Annotated in this window: 23 protein-coding genes; 13 read left to right on the top strand and 10 right to left on the bottom strand. The window is 70.1% G+C overall.

Features of this window, described 5'->3' with window-relative positions:
* The first annotated feature begins 4 nt into the window (after positions 1–4).
* From ACIQID_RS10755 to ACIQID_RS10720, 8 genes are all read left to right on the top strand, one after another.
* Entirely contained in the window at positions 5–1,030 is a 1,026-nt protein-coding gene (locus ACIQID_RS10755; RefSeq protein WP_025102843.1) for an Lrp/AsnC family transcriptional regulator, read from the top strand.
* Between the two features lie 115 nt (positions 1,031–1,145).
* Complete coding sequence (locus ACIQID_RS10750; protein WP_400284694.1) at positions 1,146–2,636, top strand: aldehyde dehydrogenase family protein; 1,491 nt, start codon at positions 1,146–1,148, stop codon at positions 2,634–2,636.
* On the top strand, positions 2,633–3,391 hold the full coding sequence (locus ACIQID_RS10745) for a gamma-glutamyl-gamma-aminobutyrate hydrolase family protein (protein WP_400284691.1): 759 nt from the start codon (positions 2,633–2,635) through the stop codon (positions 3,389–3,391). Before ACIQID_RS10750 ends, ACIQID_RS10745 begins: the two co-directional genes overlap by 4 nt.
* Positions 3,388–3,858 carry a DUF3830 family protein gene (locus ACIQID_RS10740; RefSeq protein ID WP_025102846.1) on the top strand — a complete coding sequence of 157 codons (471 nt, stop codon included), beginning with the start codon at positions 3,388–3,390 and terminating at the stop codon, positions 3,856–3,858. The genes ACIQID_RS10745 and ACIQID_RS10740 overlap by 4 nt, the downstream gene beginning before the upstream one ends.
* Positions 3,859–3,899: 41 nt before the next feature.
* Entirely contained in the window at positions 3,900–4,982 is a 1,083-nt protein-coding gene (locus tag ACIQID_RS10735; RefSeq protein ID WP_400284687.1) for an extracellular solute-binding protein, read from the top strand.
* Entirely contained in the window at positions 4,979–5,806 is an 828-nt protein-coding gene (locus ACIQID_RS10730; RefSeq protein ID WP_400284684.1) for an ABC transporter permease, read from the top strand. The genes ACIQID_RS10735 and ACIQID_RS10730 overlap by 4 nt, the downstream gene beginning before the upstream one ends.
* A gap of 2 nt (positions 5,807–5,808) precedes the next feature.
* The gene (locus ACIQID_RS10725) at positions 5,809–6,609 is read left to right on the top strand and encodes an ABC transporter permease (RefSeq protein WP_025102849.1); all 801 of its coding nucleotides are present in this window, start codon (positions 5,809–5,811) and stop codon (positions 6,607–6,609) included.
* A complete protein-coding gene (locus ACIQID_RS10720; RefSeq protein ID WP_312674436.1) occupies positions 6,609–7,652 on the top strand; it encodes an ABC transporter ATP-binding protein in 1,044 nt (347 codons plus the stop codon). Before ACIQID_RS10725 ends, ACIQID_RS10720 begins: the two co-directional genes overlap by 1 nt.
* 113 nt (positions 7,653–7,765) lie before the next feature.
* Here the strand turns inward: ACIQID_RS10720 and ACIQID_RS10715 are convergent, their stop codons facing one another.
* A complete protein-coding gene (locus tag ACIQID_RS10715) occupies positions 7,766–8,611 on the bottom strand; it encodes a PrsW family glutamic-type intramembrane protease (protein WP_400284679.1) in 846 nt (281 codons plus the stop codon).
* An 83-nt stretch (positions 8,612–8,694) separates the two neighbouring features.
* On the opposite strand from ACIQID_RS10715, the gene ACIQID_RS10710 reads away from it, so the two are divergent.
* Positions 8,695–10,458: an alkaline phosphatase family protein gene (locus ACIQID_RS10710; protein ID WP_400284676.1), complete on the top strand. Its 1,764-nt coding sequence runs from the start codon at positions 8,695–8,697 to the stop codon at positions 10,456–10,458.
* Positions 10,459–10,539: 81 nt separating this feature from the next.
* On the opposite strand, the gene ACIQID_RS10705 is transcribed toward ACIQID_RS10710, so the two are convergent.
* The 4 genes from ACIQID_RS10705 to ACIQID_RS10690 form a co-directional block, all read right to left on the bottom strand.
* On the bottom strand, positions 10,540–11,190 hold the full coding sequence (locus tag ACIQID_RS10705; RefSeq protein WP_400284673.1) for a dihydrofolate reductase family protein: 651 nt from the start codon (positions 11,188–11,190) through the stop codon (positions 10,540–10,542).
* Between the two features lie 73 nt (positions 11,191–11,263).
* Positions 11,264–11,737 (bottom strand): GNAT family N-acetyltransferase, encoded by a 474-nt coding sequence (locus tag ACIQID_RS10700; protein ID WP_331201526.1) that lies wholly within the window; start codon positions 11,735–11,737, stop codon positions 11,264–11,266.
* A 35-nt stretch (positions 11,738–11,772) separates the two neighbouring features.
* Positions 11,773–12,831 carry an LLM class flavin-dependent oxidoreductase gene (locus ACIQID_RS10695; RefSeq protein WP_312674431.1) on the bottom strand — a complete coding sequence of 353 codons (1,059 nt, stop codon included), beginning with the start codon at positions 12,829–12,831 and terminating at the stop codon, positions 11,773–11,775.
* Between the two features lie 28 nt (positions 12,832–12,859).
* Positions 12,860–14,368, bottom strand: coding sequence for a class I SAM-dependent methyltransferase (locus tag ACIQID_RS10690; protein WP_400284669.1), 1,509 nt, complete (start codon positions 14,366–14,368; stop codon positions 12,860–12,862).
* 96 nt (positions 14,369–14,464) lie between these two features.
* Here ACIQID_RS10690 and ACIQID_RS10685 point away from each other — a divergent pair, with 96 nt between their 5' ends.
* The 4 genes from ACIQID_RS10685 to trxA all read left to right on the top strand — a co-directional run bounded on the left by ACIQID_RS10685 (position 14,465) and on the right by trxA (position 19,733).
* Complete coding sequence (locus tag ACIQID_RS10685; RefSeq protein ID WP_400284666.1) at positions 14,465–16,660, top strand: DUF6049 family protein; 2,196 nt, start codon at positions 14,465–14,467, stop codon at positions 16,658–16,660.
* Complete coding sequence (gene murJ, locus ACIQID_RS10680; RefSeq protein WP_400284663.1) at positions 16,653–18,287, top strand: murein biosynthesis integral membrane protein MurJ; 1,635 nt, start codon at positions 16,653–16,655, stop codon at positions 18,285–18,287. Before ACIQID_RS10685 ends, murJ begins: the two co-directional genes overlap by 8 nt.
* 79 nt (positions 18,288–18,366) lie before the next feature.
* The gene (gene trxB / locus ACIQID_RS10675; protein ID WP_400284660.1) at positions 18,367–19,341 is read left to right on the top strand and encodes a thioredoxin-disulfide reductase; all 975 of its coding nucleotides are present in this window, start codon (positions 18,367–18,369) and stop codon (positions 19,339–19,341) included.
* A 68-nt stretch (positions 19,342–19,409) separates the two neighbouring features.
* Positions 19,410–19,733: a thioredoxin gene (trxA, locus tag ACIQID_RS10670; RefSeq protein ID WP_025102859.1), complete on the top strand. Its 324-nt coding sequence runs from the start codon at positions 19,410–19,412 to the stop codon at positions 19,731–19,733.
* A 73-nt stretch (positions 19,734–19,806) separates the two neighbouring features.
* Here trxA and ACIQID_RS10665 read toward each other — a convergent pair whose 3' ends face one another.
* From ACIQID_RS10665 to ACIQID_RS10645, 5 genes are all read right to left on the bottom strand, one after another.
* On the bottom strand, positions 19,807–20,331 hold the full coding sequence (locus tag ACIQID_RS10665) for a GrpB family protein (protein ID WP_400284656.1): 525 nt from the start codon (positions 20,329–20,331) through the stop codon (positions 19,807–19,809).
* A gap of 6 nt (positions 20,332–20,337) precedes the next feature.
* The gene (locus ACIQID_RS10660; protein WP_025102860.1) at positions 20,338–20,673 is read right to left on the bottom strand and encodes a hypothetical protein; all 336 of its coding nucleotides are present in this window, start codon (positions 20,671–20,673) and stop codon (positions 20,338–20,340) included.
* A gap of 9 nt (positions 20,674–20,682) precedes the next feature.
* Positions 20,683–22,131, bottom strand: a complete 1,449-nt coding sequence (locus ACIQID_RS10655) for a sugar porter family MFS transporter (RefSeq protein WP_400284652.1) — start codon at positions 22,129–22,131, stop codon at positions 20,683–20,685.
* Between the two features lie 61 nt (positions 22,132–22,192).
* On the bottom strand, positions 22,193–23,167 hold the full coding sequence (locus ACIQID_RS10650; RefSeq protein WP_331201531.1) for a ParB/RepB/Spo0J family partition protein: 975 nt from the start codon (positions 23,165–23,167) through the stop codon (positions 22,193–22,195).
* The gene (locus ACIQID_RS10645; RefSeq protein ID WP_331201532.1) at positions 23,167–24,090 is read right to left on the bottom strand and encodes a ParA family protein; all 924 of its coding nucleotides are present in this window, start codon (positions 24,088–24,090) and stop codon (positions 23,167–23,169) included. Before ACIQID_RS10645 ends, ACIQID_RS10650 begins: the two co-directional genes overlap by 1 nt.
* Positions 24,091–25,003: the final 913 nt, after the last annotated feature.

The following is a 25,003-nucleotide window of genomic DNA, read 5'->3' as shown; positions in this document are numbered from 1 at the left end:
ACCCGTGCCCGCGAACGATGCCCTGGCCGATGAGACCGATCGGATCGTCGCGGCGGCCCTGCAGGTGAACGGCCGCGCGTCCTGGGGGGAGATCGCCCGTGTGGTCGACCTCCCCGAGCGGACGGTCGCCCGCCGCGGACAGCGTCTTCTGGACCGCGGCCTCGTGCGCGTCTCGACCTACGTCGACCCCGCCCGCGTGCTCCATGCCCGCGCCGTCCTGTTCCGGATCACGACCGAACCGCATGCGCTCTGGCACGTCGCCCGCACCCTGGCCCGTCGTGCCGACGCGTCGTCCGTGTCGGTCCTCGAGGGCAGCAGCGACATCGCCGGCATGCTCCTCCCCCACGACGACGCATCGATCCGCGAACTGCTCTTCACCGACTTCCCCGAGGTGGAGGGCATCGCGTCGATCAACGTCACCACCGTGCTGAAGTTCTTCCGCTCCGGACACGACTGGCGGGTGGGGGTGCTGTCCGACGAGCAGGTTCGGATGCTGGACGAGTCCTCCGGGTCCGAGGTCGACCCGGCGGACGCCTTGAGCGAGGACGAGGAGGCGCTGATCCGACTCCTGCTGAAGGACGGACGGATGCCCGTCGCACAGCTCGCCCGCGCGCTCGGACTGAACGTCACCACGACGCGCCGACGGATGGAATCGCTCAACCGCCGCGGGCTCATGCACCCGCGCACGGAGATCGTGCCGAGCCTCTTCGGCCTCGGGCTGGAGGCTCTGGTGTGGCTGCGCGTGCCGATGGACCGGCTGGAGAAGGTGGGATCCGCCCTCGCCGCCGCCCCCGAGGTGAAGTTCATCGTCGCGACGACGGGGACGTCCCAGCTCCTCATGAACGTGCTCGTGCGCGACGCGGACGAGTTCTACGACTTCCTCACCGGTCCCGCGGTCGCCGGCCACGACGGGCTGGAGGTCGTGGAGTCGCTCGTCGTGATCACGCCCGTGCTGCGCGGCTCGCTGATCGTGGACGAGGCGCCGGCGGCGCTGGCGCAGGACATGCCGACGGGTGCTATTCGCTTGTAGACCGATTCTGTTACGGACGTGTAAAGAAATGGCGAGATCGTTCGCATTGCCTTGACGCAATGGCGAAATAGAGCGAGTATCCCTTCCAGGGCCTTCACCCCTGGAGAGGACGACCGTGTTCACGGCAACTGGAGACGACTGGGCGGACCGCGCGGCGGCGCTGTCGCTGCACACCCGCATGTTCATCGACGGCTCCTGGGAGGCCGGGACCGCCGAGCCCCTCGCACCGATCAGTCCCCGCGACGGCCGGGCACTGCCCCGGATCGCGGCCGCCTCCGCCGCCGACATCGACCGCGCGGTCCGCTCCGCCCGTGCCGCGTTCGACTCCGGCGTGTGGTCGCGCATCGCCCCGCGCGAGCGCGGTCAGCGCCTGATCGCCTTCGCGCAGCGCATCCACGACCACGCCGAAGAGCTGGCCCTCACGATCTCGCTCGAGATGGGCAAGCCGGTGCGAGAGGCGCTCCAGACGGAGCTGCGCGCGGTCGTGAACTGCTTCCGCTGGTACGGAGAGGCGGCCGACAAGGTGCTCGACGAGCTCCCGGTCACCGCGCCGGGCAGCCTCGCCCTCGTCACCAGGGAGCCGGCCGGCGTCGTCGCCGCGGTCGTGCCGTGGAACTTCCCGCTCACGATGACGGCGTGGAAGCTCGCCCCCGCTCTCGCCGTCGGCAACAGCGTCGTCCTCAAGCCCGCCGAGCACACCACCTTCTCCGCCCTGCGCCTGGCCGAGCTCGCCCACGAGGCCGGCATCCCGGCCGGCGTGCTGAACGTCACCCCCGGCGCCGGCCACGTCGCCGGCCGCGCACTCGGCGAGCACCCCGATGTCGACGTCGTCACGTTCACGGGCTCGCCTGAGGTCGGCCGCCGGTTCCTCGGATACGCCGCGGCGTCGAACGGCAAGCGTGTGTGGCCGGAGCTCGGCGGCAAGACCGCGAGCCTCGTGTTGCCGGACGCCGATCTGGAGCGGGCGGTCCGCGCCACGGCCGACGGCTGCTTCTACAACCAGGGGCAGATGTGCACGGCCTCGTCCCGGCTGCTCGTCCCCCGCGCGCAGTACGACAGGGCCCTGGAGATCGCCGCCGACGTCGCCCGTAGGGCTCTCCCGGCCGACCCGTTCGACGTGTCCACGTCGATGGGGGCGATCGTCAGCGAGAAGCAGCTCGCCGGGATCGCGGGGTTCGTCGAGCGCGCGGTGGCCGACGGCGCCGCGCTCGCGGCCGGCAGCACCGAACGGTTCTCCGCCGTCGACGGCGGCAGCTACTTCGCCCCCGCCGTGCTCGGCGTGACCCCCGCGCACGAGGTGGCGCAGCGCGAGGTCTTCGGCCCCGTGCTGTCGGTCATCGCGTACGACGACGTCGAGGACGCCCTCGCCATCGCCAACGGCACCGAGTACGGCCTCGCCGCCGCACTGTGGAGCACCGACCTCAACGCCGTGCACACCCTCTCCCGCCGGCTGCGGGCGGGTGTCGTCTGGGTCAACTGCTTCGAGGAAGGCGACATGACCATCCCCTTCGGCGGGGTCAAGGGCTCCGGCTTCGGTCGCGACAAGAGTCTGCACGCGATGGAGAAGTTCACCGACCTGAAGACCACGTGGATCGAGCTGTCGTGACCCGCCCGCTCATCGGCATCACCACCTGGCGCCGCGCCATCGACACCGACCTCGGCACGGGTCGCCCCGCGCACACCCTCGGCGCCGAGTACGCCACGCCGATCGAGGCCGCCGGCGGCGCCGTCGTGCTGCTGCCTCCGACCGCCGGTGTCGACGAGGTCCTCGATCGGCTCGACGGGCTGGTGCTCTCCGGCGGGGAGGATCTGCACCCCTCGCACTACGGCGCCGAGCCGCAGGACGGGAAGTCCTACGACTCGGCCCGCGACGGCTACGAGATCGCGCTCGCCCTCGGTGCCAGGGAACGCGGCCTGCCGGTGCTGGCGATCTGCCGCGGGCTCCAGGTCTGCACCGTCGCGTTCGGCGGCTCCCTCATCGTCGACATCCCCGCCACGGCCGACCATCACCCGGTGCGAGGAGCAGACGAGCAGCTCTCCGCCCGGCACGCCGTCACGTTCGCGGAGGACAGCAGACTCGCCGCGCTCTACGGGACGACGGCGAGGACGGTCAACACCATCCATCACCAGTCCGTCGACACCCCGGCCCCCGGGCTGCGCCCCGTCGCGTGGGCGCCCGACGGCATCGTCGAGGCCGTCGAGTCGGACGACGACTGGGCCTTCTGGGCGGTGCAGTGGCACCCCGAGAAGATGACAGCCCCCGAAGAGGCCGCCGAGGAGCGACCGCTGTTCGCGGCGTTCGTCGCGGCCGCCCGCGAACGCGCAGCGGAACCGTCCGCTGCCCAGAAAGGAACACGATGACCAAGCAGGTCTTCCTCGAGTACGAGAACGGCGTCCGCGCCGTCGCCACCCTGTTCGAGGACCTCGCCCCTCGCACGTGCGAGGCGATGTGGGGCGCGCTGGAGAAGCCGGTCACGATGCAGGCGATGCACGCGATGTACGCCGGGCCCGAGGTCATGGTCGGCCTGCCGGAGGAGGCCCAGAACTTCGACCCCGAGGCCGTGCCCGCGGAGAACCAGCAGGTCGTGCCCGCACCGGGTGACCTGCAGTGGTACTGGCAGCGTCCCATGCAGATGGGCGGACTGCCGTTCGAGTGGTACGAGATCGGAGTCTTCTACGATCGTGGTGCCCGTATTCTCGGCCCCCTCGGATGGACACCCGTCAACATCTGGGCCGGCATCACCGAAGGACTCGCGGAGTTCGCTCAGGAGAGCGCCGCGATCCGCATCGACGGAGCGAAGCAGCTCACCATCGGACGCCTGGTCTAGGCGTCCACCCCCGTGCTGGACCCATCCCGAAGGAGCAGTGCATGAACACCCGTAGAATCCTCACCGCCGGCGCGCTCGTCGCCACCGGTGCCCTCGTCCTCGCCGGCTGCGCATCCGGCGACGGCGAGTCCTCGTCCGGTGGTGACAAGGAGTTCGCCGGCGAGACCCTGGTCGTCACGTCGTTCGGCGGAGACTGGGAGAAGGCCTTCATCGAGGCCGTCGTCGACCCGTTCGAAGAGGAGACCGGAGCGAAGGTCGAGCTGATCACCCTGTACAGCGCCGACGCCCTCGCCCAGGTCACCGCCCAGAAGGCGAGCCCGCAGATCGACGTCGTGCACTTCTCCGGCGGGCAGGAGTTCACCGCCGCGGAGCAGGGGCTCATCGCCCCGATCGCCGCGGACGACCTGTCCGCAGCGGGGGAACTCGTCGACATCGCGACCGCCGGCCTCGAGCGCGGCGAGGGTCCGGTCATCCAGCTCGCGCCCATCGGGCTCGTCTACAACACCGAGGCCGACGCCCCGGCGCCGACGTCCTGGGAAGACCTCTTCGACGACGCCTACGCCGGTCACGTCGCCCTGACGGACTTCTCGAACACCTACGGGGTGCTGTCGATGCTCCGCGTGGCCGACGCCCTCGGGGGTGGCATCGACGACCCGTCCGCGGCCATCGCCGACCTCGGGGCGCTGGCCTCCTCGGGCGACGCGATCGTCGTTCCGACCTCGCCGGACCTGCAGACCGCCTTCGCCCAGCGCGGCACGTGGCTGGCGCCGTACGCGATGGACTACGCGGGCACCCTGCAGGACGCGGGTCTGCCCGTCGAGTTCATCGTCCCGGAGGAGGGCGCGACCGCGTCGCTCATCACGGCGAACGTCGTCGAGGGCCGGGACAACCCCGAGCTGGCGACGCTCTTCATCGACTACGAACTGCGCCCCGAAGCGCAGACCGTCTTCGCCGAGAACATGCGCTACTCCCCCGTCAACACGAAGGCCGAGCTGTCGGACGAGGCGGCCGCGGCCGTGCTCACCGGCGACGAGCTCGACGACGTCGTGGTCTACGCCCCGGGCGACATCGCCGCGTCGCGTCAGGCGTGGACCGATGAGTGGAATGCGCTGATCACCAAATGAGCGTCCGAACCCGTAAGGAGCCCTGGCTCCTGCTCCTGCCGGCGATCGTGCTGCTCGCGCTCGCCTTCGTCACCCCGGTGGCCGGCATGCTGCTCATGAGCGTGCAATCGCCGGCAGGCGGGTTCACCCTCGACAACTTCACCCGCTTGTTCGCGAGCGAGTATCACCTCCAGGCGGCGCTGCGATCGCTCCGCCTGGGGGTGATCCAGACGGTGATCACCCTCGTCATCGCCATCCCGCTGTCGTACATCATGGCGCGCGCCGGCTCCAAGGTGCGCTCCTTCCTCCTCATCGTCGTGATCCTGCCGCTGATGACGAGCGTCGTCGTCCGCACCTTCGGCTGGGTGGTGCTCATGGGGCCGTCCGGCCTGATGATGCAGATCCCCGGCGCGGAGTTCCTCGTCGGCGGCACCCAGGGATTCCTCGGTACCGAGACCGGCGTCGTGATCGCGATGGTGCAGGTGCTGCTGCCGTTCGCCGTGCTCAGCATCCTCGGCGTCGTCTCCGGCATCCGCCCGCAGCTCGAAGAGGCCGCACGCACGCTCGGCGCCGGATTCTGGCGCACGCTGCGGCACGTGGTGCTGCCGCTGTCGGTGCCCGGCATCGTCGCCGGCGCCTCCCTGGTGTTCGTGCTCTCGGTGAGCTCCTTCATCACCCCCCGCTTCATCGGCGGCTCGCAGATCCCCGTGTTCGCACAGACGATCTACGTCGACGCGACCACCAACCTCGACTGGGCGTTCGCGGCGGCGCAGGCCGTGCTGCTGTTCGCGGGCGTGATGCTCGTGCTCGCGGCCACGTCCCGGCTCGGGAAGCAGAAGGTGTGACCATGGTCCGTTCCGTCCCGATCCTCGGCCGTATCCTCGCGATCCTCCTCGGCGTCATCGTGACGCTGTACATGCTCGTCCCGTTGCTCGTCGTCGCCGGCGCCTCGGTGGGCGAGAACCGGTTCCTCACGTTCCCCGGACAGGGCTTCACGCTCGACTGGTACGTGGAGGCCCTCACCTCCGACACCTACCTGGAGCCGTTCCGTCTGAGCCTCGTGGTGGGCGTGACGGTCGCGATCCTCGCCGCCGCCATCGGCACCGCGGCCGCCCTCGCGCTGACGCGGTTCCGCGTTCCGGGAGGCGCGGCGATCCAGGCGCTGCTGATGTCGCCACTGACGATCCCCACGATCATCCTCGCGATCGGCGCCCTCTCCATCGCCTCGCTCACGATCGGCTCCCCGAACGTGGGCGTGCTCATCGCGATCCATGTGGTCATCGCGATCCCCTACGTCATGCGCACCGTGACCGGCGTGATGACCCGTGCCGACCACTTCACCGAGGAGGCCGCGCGCACCCTCGGCGCCGGCACCTGGAACCGCTACCGCCTCGTGGTGCTGCCCATCGCGCGTCCGGGCATCGCGGCCGGAGCGTTCTTCGCCTTCAACATCTCTTTCGACGATGCGGTCATCGCCCTCTTCCTGCGCACCCCGCAGCTGGAGACCCTGCCCATCGCCATCTACGGCCAGCTGGAGTTCAGCACGTCGCCCACCGTGGCGGCCGTCTCGACCCTGATGGTCCTGCTCACCGTCGTCCTCATGATCGTCCTCGAACGCATCATCGGCCTGGGAAGGTTGTTCGTCTGATGACAACGCTCACCATCACCTCACTCACCAAGGACTTCAAGGGGACGAAGGTGCTCAAGGGCATCGACCTCTCGATGCGGTCCGGCGAGTTCGTCTCACTCCTCGGTCCTTCGGGCTGCGGGAAGACGACGCTGCTCCGCTGCATCGCCGGGCTCGAGTCGCCCACGAGCGGCACGATCGAGATCGCGGGGCAGGACGTCACGAAGCTGCCGCCCGAGAAGCGTCACCTCGGCATGATGTTCCAGAGCTATGCGCTCTTCCCGCACATGAGCGTCGCCGAGAACGTGCGCTTCGGGCTGCGGATGTCCGGGGAGAAGTCGAAGGCCGAGCAGAAGGAGCTCGCCGTCCGGGCGCTGGAGCGTGTGCAGATGGGCCACCTCGCGGATCGCATGCCCGCGCAGCTCTCCGGCGGACAGCAGCAGCGCGTCGCCCTGGCCCGCGCCATCGCGTTCGAGCCGCGCGTGCTCCTCCTCGACGAGCCGCTGTCGAACCTCGATGCGCGTCTGCGCGAGGACATGCAGGTCGAGCTCAAGGAACTGCACCGCACCCTCGGCCTCACGACCGTGTTCGTCACGCACGACCAGGAGGAGGCGATGAGCCTCTCCGACCGCATCGTGCTCATGAACGGCGGGATCATCGAACAGGAGGGTGCCCCGGCCGAGCTGTACAGCGCCCCGCTCACCCCCTTCGCCGCCGACTTCATCGGTGCGGCGAACCTCCTCCCCGCCACGCGCTCCGGCGCGGTCGCGACCCTCGACGGCACCGCCGTGCAGGTCCCGCTCACCGGCGCCGGGCCGGACGGGTCCGGCGAGGTCGTGCTCCGGCAGGAGGATCTGCATCTGTCGCCCGCGGCGGGTCCGGGGGCCCCCGTCCCGGTCGAGGTCATCGCGCACGTCTACCGCGGCGCCGACGTCGTCTACATCGTCGAGCTCGCCGGGCGCCGCGTCCGCGTGGTCCGTCCGCGGCACGAGGACCCGCTCCCCGAGGGTGCGGCCGGCCTCGGCTGGCGCGACGGCGCCGTCCTCTGGATCCCTGCCGCCTGAGCCGCCGCGGGCACAGCTTCGGAGATCAGTCCGGACACGCCGGACGGCCCCCCCGCACGGCGCCGTGTCGGCCGCGATCTCCGAAGCTGTGCCCCGTCCGGCCGGCGCGCGACTCAGACCCGGCGGGTCAGCACGAGACGGAGGGTCACGGCGACGACCGTCGACACCAGGATCCAGCCGAAGGCCGTGCCCAGGGCCGTGAAGAAGGAGGCCTGATCGGTGGCACCGGCGACGTTCCCGTAGTTGATCGCCCCGTGGGCCCCGATCGCCACCAGGAGCCCGGCGAGCGCGAGGAGCGGGCGCGTCCAGGCACGTGGGGCGTCGAGGGCGAGTCCGAGCGCCGCGCCGGTCCAGATGGTGAGCGCGGCATGGGTGGGGAACGTCAGGATGCGGACGATCCCCGTCACGATGCCGGAGCCGAGGTCGTTCGCCGCGATGTCCGCCGCGATCGCGGAGGCATCCTCCACCGCTGCGAAGCCCACGCCGACCAGCGCGCCGACCATCGCGCCGAAGAGCACGCCGCGCAGGCCGAGGCGCCGTGCGAGCAGAAGGACGATCAGCACCCCGAGACCCTTCCCCACCTCCTCCACGACGGGCGTCAGCACCCACATCGTGGGGATCGCCTCCCGGAGGATGCCCTGATCGTCCACGTACATCGCCTGCTCGGCAGACCACGCACCGATCCCGGTCGCGAGGAGCACGGCGGCGCCGGCGCCCCAGGCCACGGCGAGCAGCGAGGAGGTCCAGGACCGCGACGTCCGCGGAGCGATCCAGCGGGCGGCGAACATCGTCACGGCCGCCGCGGGCAGAACGGCGGCGAGGCACAGGAGGAAGACGGGCCCGGATTCGAGCGTGAACAGCACGATCGCGAGAGCCAGCGGGAGAAGGAAGAAGGCGAGCACCACGGAACGACGAACGGGCAGACGGACGGTTTCGGAGGGGACGACCGCGGAATGCACTCCCCGATCCTTCCAGACCCGTTCCGCGACTTTCCTGGAACACCGGAATGCTGAGTGGGCCCGCCCGGCCGTAGGATCGCGGCATGGTCGACGCCGACAACCCCTCCGACGCCTCTCCCCGCGACCCCTCCCGGCGCGGATTCCTCACCGTCGGCGGCGCCGCCCTGGCCGGAGCGGTGATCGGCGGCGCGGGAGGGGCGGCGATCGGGGCCTCCGTCGCCGGGGCCGGAGGCCGGGACGGCTTCGCCGACGATCCGGATCCGTTCGCCGCACTCACGCCGCGCTCCGAGCCCGGCTTCGATCACGTGGTCGTGGTGATGGGCGAGAACCGCTCCTTCGACAACCTCCTCGGCTACCTCTACACGGCCGAGACGCTGCCGGCTGGCGAGACCTTCGAGGGTCTCGCGTTCGGCACCCACAGCAACACCGCCCCGGACGGCACCGTCGTGGAGGCGCACGTCTACCGGGGCGACACCGACCGCATCATGAGCCTCCCCGATCCGGACCCGGGTGAGGAGTACCCGCACGTCAACACGCAGATCTTCGGCACCGTCGACCCGAAGACCAACGCCGACCTGTTCGTCGACCAGATGACCACGCCCTTCAACGCCCCCACCCACGGCGAGAAGGCGACGATGTCCGGCTTCCTCGAGGACTACATCATCAACGTCCGCCGACTGCGCGACGGGAAGGAACCGGGCCGGGACGAAGCGCGGCACATCATGGGCTCGTTCTCACCGGAGATGCTCCCGGTGCTCTCCACCCTCGCCGCCGAGTTCGCCGTGTTCGACCACTGGTACGCCGGAGTGCCCTCCCAGACCTTCTGCAACCGCTCCTTCTTCCATGCGTCGACCTCGCACGGCTTCGTGACGAACCAGGCCGGCGGCGGCTACCGGAAGTGGCTCGACGCCCCGGCCGCGCCGACCGTGTTCAACCGCCTGGAAGACCGGAAGGTGAGCTGGCGGATCTACATCGACGAGCTCCAGCTCGTCTCGTTCACGGGGATGCTGCATGCGGCGGTGCTGGAGAAGTACTGGCGCACGGATCATTTCGGCACGATGGAGGACTTCTACGCCGACGCGAAGAACGGCACCCTCCCGGCGTACGCGTTCATCGAGCCGCGGATGGTCTACGACCACAACGACTTCCATCCGCCGTTCGGGAAGCCGCGGGAGAGCGTGGTGGACGGTGAGCCCGTGTACGACAGCGCCATCTCCGACGTCCGGGCGGGCGATCGGCTCATCCACGACGTCTACGAGGCCGTGCGCACGAGTGCGACGCCCGGCGGCTCGAACGCCGTGAACACGCTGCTGCTCATCACCTTCGACGAGCACGGCGGCTGCTACGACCACGTGCCGCCGCCCGCAGCCACGAAACCCACGAAGGACACCGGCGCCGGGGAGATGGGCTTCACGTTCGACCGGCTCGGCTGTCGTGTCCCGGCGATCGCGGTGTCGGCGTACACGCGGCGCGGCACGATCATCCACGACGAGATGCACCACGGGTCGGTCACGGCCACGCTGTCGCGCCTGCACGGCCTGGAGCCGCTGAACGACCGCGATCAGTCGGCCAACACGCTGCTCAACGTCGTGAACCTCGACAAGCCGCGGCACCCGGCCGACTGGCCCGTGACCACGCCCGCGTACACGCCGCCGAATCCCGAGGGCGGCACCCCGCAGCCGAAGGAGGCGGATCACCTCAAGCCGCTCACGCCTCCCGCCCGCGGCCTGCTCGGGCTCCTCCTCGCCCGCTACGGCGCGGCGGGTGAGAAGGAACCGGAGACCTTCGCCGACGCGTACCGGCTCCTCCACGAGCACGGCGAGGAGCTGTTCGGCCCTCCGCTCTGATAGCGCACTTCCGCACGAGGTCGCAGAGTTTCCCGGAATCCCCGCGACTCCGGTGCGATTCTGCGACCGCGCGCCGGTGACTCAGCCCTCGCGGGAGAACGTGATGTGGGTCACCCCGGACTCCGCGACCTCGGACGTCACGCGAGAGCCGGCCTCGAGGCCACGCAGGTCGTCCCACAGCCGGATGCCGTTGCCGGTGAGGATGGGGGTGATGCCGACGTGCAGGTCGTCGACGAGCCCGGCACGGAGGAACTCCCGGACCGTGGTCGCCCCGCCGCCGACGCGCACGTCACGTCCTCCGGCCACCGCCACGGCTTCCCGCAACGCCTCCTCCGGAGTCGCGGAGAGGAAGCGGAAGCTCGTGCCGTTGGCGAACTCGATCGGCGGGCGCGGAGTATGCGTGAGGACGAACACCGGTACCTCGAACGGCGGCTCCTCGCCCCACCAGCCGCGCCACTCCGGGTCGTCCGGGTTCGCGTGGAGCCCGAACATCCCGGCCCCCATGATCTCGGCGCCGATGCCCTCGAAGTACTGCGCCGCGTACTTCTCGTCCACCCCGGTGGTGCCCGCACCGCTCGTGTCGTGGAAGACGCGCTCCTGGAAGGTGCGGGTCGCCGTGTAGGCCGCGGTGAGTCGTCCCCAGTCCTCGCCGAAGGGGTTCTCCGGGGTCTGATCGGTCGTCGTGGCGAAGCCGTCGAGGGTGATGTTGAGGTCGACGCGCACGCGGGTCATGGTGCCTCCGAAGCGGTGGGGACGGGCGCCGGTCGGCGCGCCGTCCCCAGCGTCGGGCGTCCCGCGGCCGCTGTCAAGAGCCGCCGGGGTCTCCCGGCAGCGCCATGTGGATGATCGGATAGGGACGACCGTCGCCGTCGAGCGCGCTCCGACCCACCTCCACGAAGCCGCGGCTGCGGTAGAAACCGCGCGCGCCCGGGTTGTCCTCGTTCACATCGACCCTGACCACGCCCTGGTGGGCGACCACCTCGGCGAGCAGGGCGGAGCCCACGCCGCGGCCGCGGACGGCATCGGAGACGAAGAGCATCTCCAGTCCCCCGTCGTGGACACCGGCGAACCCGACGGGGATCCCGTCCTGCTCGGCGACGGTGAGGGTCACCGCGGGGAAGTAGTCGGACGCGAGATGCGATTCGATCCGGGCGAAGTCGGCCTCGTCGAGGAAGTCATGCGTGGCACGAACGGCACGGCGCCAGATCTCGACGAGCGCCGCGTACTCCTCTTCCCCTCGGCACGGCCGAATGGTGAGCGGGGAACTTCCTGCGGACATGGATCCGACACTATCGGTCGGACCGCCGTGCCGGATCAGGCCACGGGGTCGCCCTGGACCGGTCCCTCCGTGTTGGGCTTCCACCCGAGGGCCGGCGCCACGTGCTCCGCGAACGCCTCGAGGACGTGGAGGTTGTACTCCGGCCCGAGCTGGTTCGGGATCGTCAGCATGAGGGTGTCCGCGGCCATGACGGCCTCGTCCTGCCGGAGCTGCTCGATGAGAACGTCGGGCTCCGCGGCGTAGGTCTTGCCGAACGTGGAGCGGAACCCGTCGATGATGCCGATCTGGTCGCCGTTCTCCTCGCTGCGCAGCCCGAAGTAGGCGCGGTCCGTGTCCGAAACGAGCGGGAACACGCTGCGGCTGACCGACACCCGCGGCACCCCGGTGTGACCGGCCTCGCGGTAGGCGGAGCGGAACAGCTCGATCTGCTCGCGCTGCAGCTCGTGGAACGGCTGCCCCGTGGCCTCGGTCACGAGCGTCGAGCTCATCATGTTGAGCCCCTGGCGTCCGGTCTCCTCGGCCGTGGCACGCGAACCCGAGCCCCACCAGATGTGGTCGCGCAGCGTGGGCGACTGCGGCTCGATCGCGAGGTACTGTCCCGCGCCCACCATCCGGGGGTCGCCGGGAGCGAGTCGCTCGCCGTCGATGGCCCGCAGGAAGATCTCGAACTTCTCCCGCGCGAGCACGCTGCCGCGCTCCGGGTCCTCCTCGTCGCGGAAGCCGAAGGTCTCGTAGCCGCGCAGCGCCGTCTCGGGTGACCCGCGGCTCACGCCGAGCGCGATGCGCCCGTCCGCGATGAGGTCGAGCGCGGCCGCCTCCTCCGCGAACTGGAACGGGTTCTCGTAGCGCATGTCGATCACGCCGGTTCCGACCTCGATCCGCTCGGTGCGCGCGGCCATGGCCGTCAGCAACGGCATCGGGGACGCCGCCTGGCGGGCCCAGTGGTGCACGCGGACGTAGGCGCCGTTGACGCCGAGCTCGTCCGCGCCCTCCGCGATCTCGATGGTCTGCTTCAGCATGTCGCCCGCGGTGCGGGTGGCCGAGCCGGGCACGTCGGCGTAGTGACCGAACGAGAGGAATCCGAAAGCCTTCATGGTGTATTCGAACGCATGGAAGCCGGGACTATTCCCCCGGGAGGAGGAAGCCGTCGAGCACGAGTCCCCGGATGCGCGGCTCGAGCTCCGCCCAGAGCTGCCCGAAAGGCACCTCGAAGAGGTCGGCGAGAGCGGGGGCGATCTGCAGCACCTGGAGTTCCCCGTCGCAGGCGCCGACGAACCCGGCCAGCGCCGGGTCCACCGCGACCGTCCGCGCGAAGCCGCCACCCTGACGCAGCTCGATCACGCTCGGGTCGTCGTTGCCGGGGAGCAGGTGACGCGCCTCCGTGACGTCGGGGGCCACGACGAGCGTGTCGGGCAGTCCGTCGGCGAGCGCATCGTGAGCCGTGAGGCCGAGGCCGAGGGCCGCCCCCACGTTGGCCACGGGCTGCGAGATCCGCTCCGACCGCCGCAGCGGCTCCCCCTGCCCCCGGCGGAGCAGCACGTAGCCGAAGCCGATCGCGGTCACGCCCCGCGCCGCGAAGTCGTCGAGCCACGCGGTCAGCAGCGGGGTGAAGGCGGCGTCGCGCGGTGTGATGCCGCCGTCCCTGATCCACAGCTCCGCGTACGCGAGGGGTGACAGCTCCTCCCGCTCCACCACCCACAGGTCGAGGTCGGCGGGCACCCACGCGTCCAGCCGGGCCAGGCCGGTGACCCCCGTGCGGGACTCCCAGTTGCCGAGAAGCTGGGCGATGCCGCCCGGGGTGAGGTGTGCCGGTGCCGTGCGCACGAACTGCTCGACCAGCGCGTCGCCGACCAGACCGCCGTCGCGATACTCGTAAGCGGGAACCCCCTCCGTCCGCGGGGTGATCACGAACGGCGGGTTCGAGACGATGAGGTCGAACGCCTCCCCGGCGACCGGCTCGAACATGCTCCCGTGACGGAACTCGATGTTCGTCACCCCGTTGAGCTGCGCGTTCAGCGCGGCGTAGGCGAGAGCACGGCGGGAGACATCGGTGGCGACGACCCGGCCGGCGCGCCGCGCCACGAGGAGCGCCTGGATGCCGCAGCCCGTGCCGAGGTCGAGGGCACGATCCACCGCGAGCGGCACGACCGTCTCGGCGAGGGTGCGGGAGGCGCCGCCCACGCCGAGGACGTGATCGGCCGGCAGCGGACCGTCGAGGGCGACCTCGTCCAGGTCGCTGGCGATCCACCACTCCCCGACGCCGTCCTCGTCGACGAACGACTGCGGGCGCAGCAGCGCGATCGGCGTCACGGAGTCGGCGTCGCTCGTCGCCAGACCCAGGGCCTCCAGACCGTCCACGCCGAGGGTGGGCAGGGCGCGCTCCACCGCCGCTCGGGGCTGCGGAAGCCCGAGCACCAGGAGACGTCCGAGCGTCGCGAGCACGCCCTCATCCCCCGCGATCGCCCGCAGGATGGGTTCGCGCAGGCCGCGGGCCAGGGCATCGTCCGCCTCCTCTCCCCAGAGGCGACGCAGGGGCTCGGATCGGAGGTCGGCGGCGTCGAGATCCGCGGCGAACGCGGCACTGCGGAGCGGGTCGGGATGGGGGGCGGGGGTGTCGGACACGGCCGTCACTCTACGCGTCTTCAGGGTTCTCCTCCCTCCGGCCTCCTAGAATCGCAGGGTCAGTACTCACGATCCGCCTCCTCCCGGCGTTCGAGGAAGACCTTCATGACCGCGATCACTCCCGAGACGGGCCTCCGCGCGCGCGTGCGCCGGCTCGCGGCGTTCGTGGTCGCCGCCGGCGTCTGCGCCCTGGGGGTCGGCGGACCGGCGATGGCGGCCGACCAGCCCCCCGCGGACGACGACCAGCGGGTGGAGTTGCACGTCACGGCGGGCCTGCGCGGCACCGTCGCGCCGGGCACGTCGACATCGGCGGTGGTCACGATCGACAACGAGACCGAGTCCGAGCTCTCCACGGGCCGGGTCGAGGTCGAGCTCGGCAGCACGCCGCTCGGCGACGATGCCGCCGTCACGGAGTGGCTGGACGAGGGCCGTGCCGCCGGTTCGTTCCTGCCGCTCGGCGACGAGACCACGAAGACGGCCGAGGCCGGAGGATCCGCGACCACGACGGTGTTCGTGCCGCAGGAGACCCTCGAGCCCCTCGCACCCGGTGTGTACCCCCTGCGGGCCGTCCTGAGCGATGCCCGCACGAAGGACACCGCGGGGCAGCGCACCACCACCTGGGAGGCGAGCGCGACGAGTGTCCTCGTCGTCACCTCCACTCCCACCAGTCCGATCGGGGTGCTCGTCCCGATCACCGCGACCCCCGCCGGCGGCGCCCTGCTGAGCGCGGAGGAGCTCACCGACCTCACCGCCCCCGACGGCGACCTCACCGCACAGCTCGACGGCGTGGCCGGGACGACGGCCGTGCTCGCCCTCGATCCCGCCATCCCCGCCGCCATCCGCGCCCTCGGCACGGCAGCGCCGTCGACCGCCACGGACTGGCTGGAAAGGCTCGACGAGCTCCCCAACGCCCGGTTCGCCCTGCAGTTCGGCGACGCCGACCTCACCGTGCAGGCGCAGGCCGGTCTCCCGGATGCCCTGGCGCCGCTCCCCCTGACCTCCCTGCTCGACCCCGCCGCCTTCCCGCAGCAGCGCGCCGTCACGCCGACGAGCACCCCCGGGACCACGGCGTCGCCGACGCCGACGCCGACCGACGGCCCCGCGCTCCCCACGGACGACGAGCTGGCGGAGATCGACGGGGCCCTCCCCGGGATCGTCTGGCCCGAGAGCGACCTCGCACAGGGCGATCTCGCCGCCTTCTCCGGGTATCTGGACCGGAAGACGACGACGGTGGTGTCGTCGACGACGGTCGGTGGGCAGAGCTCCGCGCATGCGACGTCGGGTGGTCAGGACCTGCTCGTCATCGATGCCGCCACGTCCGCCGCGCTGTCGGCCGCCGCGGCGGAATCCGCCTCCGCTCCGCGTCAGGCGCACCTGGCCGAGGCCGCGGCGCGACTGTTCCTCGCGGGCGCCCGTGCGCCCGGTGCCCCGCTCCTCGTCGGTCTGGATCGCGACGAGAACCGCTCGGCCGACGCGCTCCGCGACGCGATCTCGGCGGCGGACTCCGTCGGATTCGAGCTCTCCGCGGTGCGCGCGGCCCCCGCCGCCACGGTCAGTGTCCCGGACGCCGCTGCGGCGACCAGGGCCCCCGACCTCACGAACCTGCTCACGGACGAAGGCGCCCTCACCGCGTTCGCCACCATCCTCGACGACCCGCTGGTGCTGCTGAGCCCGGAGCGCATCCGGATCCTCCGCACCATCGCGGTCGGTTCCTCCGACGAGGCCTTCGCAGAGAAGGTCGCGGCCCATCGTGCCCGCACCACCGAGACGCTCGGCGCGGTCAGCATCCCCGACTCCAGCACCATCCAGCTCCTCACGGCCAACGCCGATCTCCCGATCGCGGTCCGCAACGACCTCCCATGGCCCGTGACCGTGCGGCTGTTCGCCGCTCCGAGCGATCCGCGCCTCGAGGTGAAGCCCGTGATCGACGTCGAGGTGCAGGCGAACTCGACCACACGGGCGAAGGTGCCCGTCTCGGCCCGCGTAGGCAGCGGTGAGCTGGATCTGCGTCTCGCCCTGACCAGTCCGACGGGGGTGCCGATCCAGTCGGAGCAGACCGTCCGCGTGGCGGTGCGTGCGGAGTGGGAGACCATCGGACTCGTCGTCTTCGGCGGCCTGGCCGTGCTGCTCATCGCTCTCGGCGTGATCCGCACCGTGCGTCGGAAACGCCGAGAGGCGATCGAGGAACAGGCCGTCGAGGCCGCCGTCGAGGAACTGATCGAGGAGAAGGAGGCGGAGGCCGCGGCGCAGGAGCGCCGCGACGGCCGGGACGCTCCTTCCGCGAAGGAGTCGCGTGACTAGTCTCGGGCGCGCCAGCGCCATCATCGGCGCGGGCACCCTGGTCTCCCGCGTGACCGGGCTGCTGCGCAGCATCGTCCTCGTCGGTGTGCTCGGCTCCGTCGCCTCCGAGGCCGCTGACGCCTTCACCTACGCGAACCAGTTGCCCAACAGCGTCTTCTCGTTGATCTCGGTGGGCATCCTCACGGCCGTCATCGTGCCGCAGATCGTCAAGGCCACGGCGGATGCGGATGGCGGCAACGCGTTCATCTCCAAGCTCTTCACGCTCGGAACGGTCGTCCTCGTCGTGGTCACCGGTATCGCCACGGCGTGCGCACCGTGGCTCGTGCACATCGTGGCCGGTCGTGCGAACCCGGAGCTGCTGGCCCTCGCCACCGCGCTGGCGTACTGGTGCCTCCCGCAGATCCTGCTGTACGGCCTGTACGCGATGATCGGCGAGGCACTCAACGCGCGCCGCATCTTCGGGCCCTTCACGTGGGCGCCGGTCGTCAACAACGTCGTCTCGATCATCGGGTTCCTGGCGCTCGGCGCCCTCTTCGGACCCGTGCCCACGCGCGCGGCGGAGTGGACGCCGACCATGATCTCGCTCCTCGGCGGGACCGCGACCCTCGGCATCGCCCTGCAGGCTGTGGTGCTGCTGGTCTTCTGGCGCCGCACAGGGCTGGCTCTGAAGCCGGACTTCCGCTGGCGCGGCGTCGGGCTCGGCACGGTCGGCCGCCTCGCCGGGTGGACGTTCCTGATGGCGTTCGCGAGCCTGGCCGCGGGGACCCTGCAAGGCTTCATCGTCAGCGAGGCGGCGGGCCTCGAGGCCTCGGCCACGGTCACGACCAACGCCTGGCTGATCTTCATGCTGCCCTACTCGGTGATCGTGCTGTCGATCGGCACCCCCTACTTCACCCAGATCAGCGAGCACGCCGCGAGTGGCCGGGACGACGAGGTCCGCGGCGACATCTCGCGGAGCATCCGCACGCTCCTCTTCTTCATCGCCGCCGCCGTCGCCGCCGTGGCCGCCGCCGCCGTGCCGGCCTCGCGGGTCTTCACGAAGGACACCGAGTTCGTGACCGCCGAGGACGCGGCGAAGTCCGCCGCGCTGGTCCTGCTCTGCTACCTGCTCAGCCTGATCCCCCTGACCGTTCTCTTCATCGTCCAGCGCACCTTCTACGCCTACGACGACACCCGCACCCCGTTCTGGTTCACGATCGTGCAGTGCACGCTCATCGTGGCCACCGCCCTCCTCGCGTGGGCGCTGTTCGAGGCCGAGGTGCTGCCGCTGTCCCTGCTGGCCGCCGCCGTCGCCCTGGGGCAGTCCGTGGCCAGCATCCTGCAGACCGTCCTGGCCGTCTGGCTCCTGCACCGGAAGATCGGTGGTCTGGGAGTGCGCTCCTGGCTGGCCGCCGTGGGGCGATTCGGCCTGGCTGCAGTGCCTGCAGGCCTCGCCGGCTGGGGCGTGTTCGTGCTGAGCGGCGGAGCGGACGGCTGGATGATGGGCAGCGCGATGTCCGGTGCGCTCGGCACCGCCGTCATCGGCCTCGTCGTCGTGCTCGTCTACGTCGCGATCCTCGCGGTCTTCCGCGCCCCGGAGCTGAAGGCCGCCGGCGGGCTCATCCGCCGCTTCCTGCCCGGCCGCTGACGCGGGAATGCCCCGCGGTTACCATGGGTTGAAGCAGTCGGACGTCTTTCGACGGCACCGCCTTTCTAACGGAGATCACATGCGTCAGGTCATCATCATCGGCTCCGGCCCCGCCGGATTCACGGCTGCCATCTACGCGGCGCGCGCGAACCTGGAGCCGCTCCTCATCGCGAGCTCCGTCGAGGTCGGCGGAGAGCTCATGAACACGACCGAGGTGGAGAACTACCCCGGCTTCCCGGAGGGTATCCAGGGCCCCGAGCTCATGGCCAAGTTCCAGGAGCAGGCCGAGAAGTTCGGCACCGAGGTGCTCTACGACGACGTCACCGAGCTCGACGTCGCCGGCCCCGTCAAGAAGGTCACCCTCGGCTCGGGCGCGACCCACGAGGCGAAGACCATCATCTACGCGACCGGTTCGGCCTACCGCAAGCTCGGCATCGAGGGCGAGGAGCGCCTCTCCGGCTTCGGCGTCTCCTGGTGCGCCACCTGCGACGGCTTCTTCTTCCGTCAGAAGACGATCGCCGTCGTCGGCGGCGGCGACTCGGCGATGGAGGAGGCCACCTTCCTCACGCGTTTCGCGGACAAGGTGTACGTCATCCACCGCAAGGACTCCCTCCGCGCCTCGAAGATCATGCAGGAGCGGGCCTTCGCGAACGAGAAGATCGAGTTCGTGTGGAACAGCGAGGTCGTGGAGATCCTCGGTGACAACGCCGTCTCGGGCGTGCAGCTGCGTTCCACGGAGGACGGCTCGCTGCGCGACCTGCCCCTCGACGGCCTGTTCATCGCCATCGGCAACGACCCGCGCACGCACCTCGTCCACGAGAAGCTCGAGCTCACGCCCGAGGGGACGATCTGGATCGACGGTCGCTCCTCGCGCACGTCGGTCCCCGGTGTCTTCGCCGCCGGCGACGTGATCGACCCCACCTACCGCCAGGCCATCACCGCCGCCGGGACGGGCACGATCGCGGCCCTCGACGCCGAGCACTTCCTCGCCGACCTCGAGGACTCCTCCGTCGAGGTCCCCGCGGCCGAGGCCGCCGAGGTCATCACGGCCTGACCACGGCCGGGAACACTTTCCCCCCGCCCGTTGTTGCAACAGGCGAACCTCGAACAAGGAGAACTCTGATGAGTGCAAAGGCAACGAGCCAGGCGACCTGGGAGCAGGACGTGCTGCAGGCCGATGGTCCCGTGCTGGTGGACTTCTGGGCCGAGTGGTGCGGTCCGTGTCGTATGGTCGCGCCGGTGCTGGACGAGATCCAGTCCGACAACCCCGACAAGATCACCATCCTCAAGCTCAACGTGGACGAGAACCCGGAGCTGGCCATGAAGTACCAGATCACGTCGATCCCGGCGATGAAGGTCTTCCAGGGCGGAGAGGTCAAGACGACGATCATCGGCGCCAAGCCGAAGTTCGCCCTAGAGCAGGATCTCGCCGCTTTCCTCGGCTGATCCCCCACGACCACGAGAAGGGCCGCACCTCCGGGTGCGGCCCTTCTCGCATTCCCCGGGCAGCCCGAACTCGTCAGCGCTTGTCGTACACGTCCACGGGCTCGAGACCGCGCGCGGCCCGTGCGCTGTTCACGATGCCCTGGATGACGGCGGTCTTTCCCGCGTTGTAGGAGGACACCCCGTCCGCTGCCGCCCGCGCAGCGTCATGCTTGGCGCGCTCATAGCGCGCTGCGTCTGCGGGATGCGTGCGCAGCCAGTCCCGCAGCAGGCGCTGGGACGCAAGATCCCACTCCGGGGCAGGGAAGAAGTGTGCGATGGCAAGGCGCTCGCCCGCCGACTCCCAGATCATCACCGGATGCGTGCGGACCCCGCTGCCGACGCGCCACCCGGCCGTCTCCAGCTCGGGCAGACGAGCGTCGAGTCGCTCCCGCGTCTCCACGCGCACCGCGAGGTCGATGACCGGTTTCGCGCTCATCCCGGGGATCGCGGTCGAGCCGATGTGCTCGATGATCCACCCGTCCTCGCCGGCGGCGCGGATCGTCGTCGCGAACTCCTCGAACCGCTGCGGCCACGACGGGTCGGAAGGCACGAGGCGCATCGGTCGTCAGGAGGCGTCCGCGATGCGGGGATCCCAGCGACGATGGCGCTGCTTCTCGTCCAGGAGCCCCCACACGGCCGGTGTGAGCTCCGGGTACTCGAGGGCGATCTGTCGCAGCACCCGGTAGTGTCGCGCGGCGTTCGGACGCACACCGTCGTTCGCAGCGATGTTGTCGGCGCGGAGCAGGTAGACGACGAGTTCGTCGACGCTGGGCAGCTCCTCCATGAACTCCCACGGGTCCTCGCCGCCGAGCAGGCGCTCCTGCACGAGGACCGCGAGTTCGTCCGACGCCTCGGCGCGCAGCACTTCCAGGCTGGCGCGACGGGGGACGGACTCGGTCATCCCTCCAGCCTACGCGCGTGCGCGACGGGGGCGGCGCTCCACCTTCGCATCCTCGCTCATGTCCTCGAGCTCGCGGCCCTTGGTCTCCGGCACCTTGAAGAACACGAAGAAGAACGACAGCAGCGCGAAGAACGCGTAGAAGCCGTAGGCGAACGTGAGGCCGATCTCGGCGAATGCGGGGAACGTCGTCGAGATGAAGAAGTTCGCCACCCACTGCGCCGCCGCGGCGACGGCCAGAGCACCGGCACGGATCGAGTTCGGGAAGATCTCGCCCAGGAGCACCCACACCAGAGGACCCCAGCTCGCACCGAAGAACACGACGAAGCCGTTGGCGCAGATGAGGGCGACGGTGGCCCAGGGGTCCGGGAGCGTCGCGGTTCCGGAGGCGTCGAGCGTGCCGAACGAGAAGGCGAGCGCCATGAGCCCGAGGGTCACCGTCATGCCTACGGAGCCGACGAGCAGCATGATCCGACGTCCGATGCGGTCGACGAGGAGGATCGCCACGATCGTGACGACGATGTTCGTGACGGACGTGATGACGGAGGTGAGGAGCGCGCTGGACTCGTCGAAGCCCACCGACTGCCACAGCGTCGTGGAGTAGTAGAAGATGACGTTGATACCGACGAACTGCTGGAAAACCGACAGCAGGATGCCGACCCAGACGATCGGCTTGAGTCCGAGACGGCTGCCCCGCAGGTCTCGCAGCGACTCCGAGCGCTCCGTGTCGATCGTGCCGGTGATCTCCTTGATCTTCGCCTCGGTGTCGATCGTCCCCGTGACGGTCTGGAGCACTTCGGCAGCGCGCTTCACCTCGCCCTTGCGCACCAGGTAGCGCGGGGATTCGGGCAGCCGGAGCGACATCAGTCCGTAGACGAGCGCGGGGATGGCCGCGACCATGAACATCCATCGCCACGCGGTCAGGCCCCAGAGCGGCTGGTCGGCCTCCCCCGCGATGCCGGCGAGCAGGGCATCGGACAACAGAGCGGCGAAGATGCCGAGGACGATCGCCAGCTGCTGCAGCGATCCCAGGCGCCCTCGGATCGCGGCCGGCGACACCTCCGCGATGTAGGCGGGAGCGATCACGGAAGCCGCGCCGACGCCCAGGCCCCCGATCACGCGCCAGACGATGAGGTCGACGACGCTGAAAGCGAGGCCGGAGCCGATCGCGGAGACGAAGAACATGGCGGCGGCGACCACCATCACCGGGATGCGGCCGAACTTGTTCGACACCGGGCCGGCGAACCAGGCGCCGACCGCACAGCCGATCAGGGCGGACGACACGGCGAAGCCCTTGAGGCCGGTACCGAGATCGAAACCGGAGACGTCTCCGGCCAGAGCGTCGACGGCGCCGTTGATCACCGCGGTGTCGAATCCGAAGAGGAATCCGCCCAGGGCCGCCGCGATACTGACGGCGATCACACGACGCTTGATGGTCGCTGGGTCAGCTGGTCTGGACATGACATCCCCTCGCATCGTCAAAGATGACGCGAGTCTATGTCACCCCCGGCTGACGCCGGCGTCACCGCGCGGAGCCGTACCCTTCTTCGCCCAACTCCTCGAGGATGCGGTTCAGATCCTGGATCGAAGCGAAATCGATCGTGACCTGGCCTTTACGGGCACCCAACGCGATCCGGACCCGCGTGTTGAGGCGGTCCCCGAGCTTGCCGGCGACCTCGTCGAGGTACGCCCTCCGTGCGCCCGGCGTCGGCTTGGGCGTCTTCCCCGCGGACGGCTGCGACTTGGCCGCCTCTTCCGTGGCACGGACGGAGAGGTCTTCATTGACGACCTTGTCCGCGAGACGCTGCATCGACTCCGGGGAGTCCAGGCTGAGGATCGCCCGCGCGTGGCCCGCGGTCAGCACACCGGCGGCCACCCGCTGCTGCACCGGAACCGGGAGCTTGAGTAGCCGGATGGTGTTGCTGATCTGCGGCCGGGAACGACCGATGCGCGTGGCGAGCTCCTCCTGCGTGATGCCGAAGTCGTCGAGGAGCTGCTGGTAGGCCGACGCCTCTTCGAGGGGATTCAGCTCCGAGCGGTGGAGGTTCTCCAGCAGCGCGTCCCGCAGGAGGTCTTCGTCGGCCGTGTCGCGGACGATGGCCGGGATCGATTCGAGTCCGGCCTCGCGGGCGGCCCGCGTGCGCCGCTCCCCCATGATGAGCTCGTACTCGCCGTCGCCGTTCTTCCGCACGACCACCGGCTGCAGCACACCGAACTCGCGGACGCTGTGCACGAGCTCCGCGAGGTCCTCCGGGTTGAAGTGTGTCCGCGGCTGGCGCGGGTTGGGGACGATCGCCTGCGGATCGACCTGGATCAGATGGATCCCGGGCACCGCCTCGAGTTCGGCCTCGGGCGCGGAGTCGGCGGTCGTCGCGGGGGCCTCGGACACCGGGGCGATCTTCGCGCCGGGGAAGAACACGTCGACGGGACGTTCCGTCTGGTCCGCCGTCGGGATGAGGGCACCGATGCCGCGACCGAGTCCAGTGCGCTTCGCCATTATTTCTCCTTGCTCTGCGTCTGTCGCGACGCGATTTCGACGGCGGCCTCACGGTAGGCGATCGCTCCGGCGGACTGACCGTCGTAGGCGATGACCGTCTGGCCGAAACTGGGGGCTTCCGACACGCGCACGGAACGGGGAATCACGGTGTCCAGCACCTGAGACGGGAAGTGGGACCGGACTTCCTCTGCCACCTGCTGCGCCAGCCGCGTCCGGCCGTCGAACATCGTCAGGAGGATCGTCGAGAGATGGAGGCCCGGGTTGAGGTGCTTCTGGATCATCTGGATGCTGCCGAGCAGCTGGCTCAGGCCTTCCAGGGCGTAGTACTCGCACTGGATCGGGATGAAGACCTCATTCGCCGCGGTGAACGCGTTGATCGTGAGGAGCCCGAGGGAAGGAGGACAGTCGATGATGACGAAGTCGACAGGGTTGTCGACGAGGTAGTCCTCCAGAGCGCGGCGAAGTCGGTGCTCCCGGGCGACCTGTGCGACCAGTTCGATCTCGGCACCCGCGAGGTGGATGGTGCTCGGTGCGCAGAAGAGATTCGGGCTTTCCGGGCTGGGCTGCACGATCTCGGCAAGCGGGAACTCGTCGATGAGGACGTCATAGACGCTCGGTGTGTCGGCGTTGTGCGGCACGCCGAGAGCAGTGGAGGCGTTGCCCTGCGGATCGAGGTCGATGACGAGGACCTTCGCTCCGAGCCCGGCCAGTGCGGAGGCGATGTTGACGGCGCTCGTGGTCTTACCCACGCCACCCTTCTGGTTCGACACCGTCAGGATTCGCGTGTCTCCGCCGAACTCCACGGTGACTGCTTCGAGCGCGCGGCGGCGAACGGAGAGATCCGCGATTTCTCGCGCGAGGGGGGTGTCCATCCCGAACGATTCGTTCGACGATGCCTTCTCGGACTGTTTCACGTGAAACATCCACTCCTTTCGGGGCCGCGTTCCACTCTAATCGCAGCGACCGACGTCGGATCACAGGCGCGACCGCGCGGCAGAGATGCTCCCCGTCCGCACCCCTCCGTATATCTGCGGACAGCGACTCCCATCCCGCCTCGTTTCACGTGAAACGAGGCCTTCCGCCGCGGTCGGCCGCACACCGCTTTCGCCGCCGGCTTTCGCGCTTCCTCACGCCATTGAGACGCGGAGAAACGCATCCCGCACTGGTGCGCCGGCGACTCCGGGCGCGACTCATGCCCGAATCACGCGAGGTGGGACCCCGACCTCCGGAGCGAAGCGTGTTCGCGAGCCGGCATCGCGCCCGTCCTCGACGGGAACGCCTGGCGTCCCGGCGTAGCCGGTCTCCGCCGCGCGGTTGAACCGGCCGTTCCTCGTTGCCCAGCCCCGTGTTCGCGTACCTCGGGCTCTCCCACTTCACATGGGCACCCTCCCCCGGCTTCGGGCGCGGGGTGTCCACCTCCCGTCGAGCGGGTCCGCGTCCGTGCCCTTCTGGGGACCGCTGCGTGATACCGACAACCCCCCGAACTGCCGGACGCCTCCCCTGCAGAGCGAGCGGGCCCTTCACGCGTGAACCCTCTGCCGGAGTACGCCAGCATCGCGCGGCACCGATCCGGTCGGCTCATGCCCCTCCACCTCGGCAACCACATCGGTGCGCTCCTGCCGTGATGGGAGCTCCAGACCTCGTACGACGCGTTCTTCTCCGTCATCGATCTGCCCGCCCTCACCGTCACCCGCCCCGTGCCCCGCACGACCCCGCGACAAGCGCGTCGCATCGTCCCGGCCTCTTCCAGACTCCCTCCCAACTCCCCAGGGGCATCAGGCGGCTTGTCTCCACCCGCCTCGACGCCGGTAGGGAGGACGAGTCACCGGTCGCGTG

It is taken from the genome of Microbacterium sp. NPDC091676, from assembly GCF_044756645.1.
Lineage (GTDB): Bacteria > Actinomycetota > Actinomycetes > Actinomycetales > Microbacteriaceae > Microbacterium > Microbacterium paraoxydans_D.
Note: the sequence above shows the minus strand (reverse complement) of the source record. Positions and strands in the feature narration are given on the sequence as shown.

Bases quoted from the DNA above. Each gene is read 5' to 3' on its own strand.
- ACIQID_RS10740 (WP_025102846.1), top strand. From the start codon at position 3,388: ATGACCAAGCAGGTCTTCCTCGAGTACGAGAACGGCGTCCGCGCCGTC.
- ACIQID_RS10735 (WP_400284687.1), top strand. From the start codon at position 3,900: ATGAACACCCGTAGAATCCTCACCGCCGGCGCGCTCGTCGCCACCGGT.
- ACIQID_RS10730 (WP_400284684.1), top strand. From the start codon at position 4,979: ATGAGCGTCCGAACCCGTAAGGAGCCCTGGCTCCTGCTCCTGCCGGCG.
- ACIQID_RS10725 (WP_025102849.1), top strand. From the start codon at position 5,809: ATGGTCCGTTCCGTCCCGATCCTCGGCCGTATCCTCGCGATCCTCCTC.
- ACIQID_RS10720 (WP_312674436.1), top strand. From the start codon at position 6,609: ATGACAACGCTCACCATCACCTCACTCACCAAGGACTTCAAGGGGACG.
- ACIQID_RS10710 (WP_400284676.1), top strand. From the start codon at position 8,695: ATGGTCGACGCCGACAACCCCTCCGACGCCTCTCCCCGCGACCCCTCC.
- ACIQID_RS10705 (WP_400284673.1), bottom strand. From the start codon at position 11,190: ATGACCCGCGTGCGCGTCGACCTCAACATCACCCTCGACGGCTTCGCC.
- ACIQID_RS10700 (WP_331201526.1), bottom strand. From the start codon at position 11,737: ATGTCCGCAGGAAGTTCCCCGCTCACCATTCGGCCGTGCCGAGGGGAA.
- ACIQID_RS10695 (WP_312674431.1), bottom strand. From the start codon at position 12,831: ATGAAGGCTTTCGGATTCCTCTCGTTCGGTCACTACGCCGACGTGCCC.
- ACIQID_RS10685 (WP_400284666.1), top strand. From the start codon at position 14,465: ATGACCGCGATCACTCCCGAGACGGGCCTCCGCGCGCGCGTGCGCCGG.
- trxB (WP_400284660.1), top strand. From the start codon at position 18,367: ATGCGTCAGGTCATCATCATCGGCTCCGGCCCCGCCGGATTCACGGCT.
- trxA (WP_025102859.1), top strand. From the start codon at position 19,410: ATGAGTGCAAAGGCAACGAGCCAGGCGACCTGGGAGCAGGACGTGCTG.
- ACIQID_RS10665 (WP_400284656.1), bottom strand. From the start codon at position 20,331: ATGCGCCTCGTGCCTTCCGACCCGTCGTGGCCGCAGCGGTTCGAGGAG.
- ACIQID_RS10660 (WP_025102860.1), bottom strand. From the start codon at position 20,673: ATGACCGAGTCCGTCCCCCGTCGCGCCAGCCTGGAAGTGCTGCGCGCC.
- ACIQID_RS10655 (WP_400284652.1), bottom strand. From the start codon at position 22,131: ATGTCCAGACCAGCTGACCCAGCGACCATCAAGCGTCGTGTGATCGCC.
- ACIQID_RS10650 (WP_331201531.1), bottom strand. From the start codon at position 23,167: ATGGCGAAGCGCACTGGACTCGGTCGCGGCATCGGTGCCCTCATCCCG.
- ACIQID_RS10645 (WP_331201532.1), bottom strand. From the start codon at position 24,090: ATGTTTCACGTGAAACAGTCCGAGAAGGCATCGTCGAACGAATCGTTC.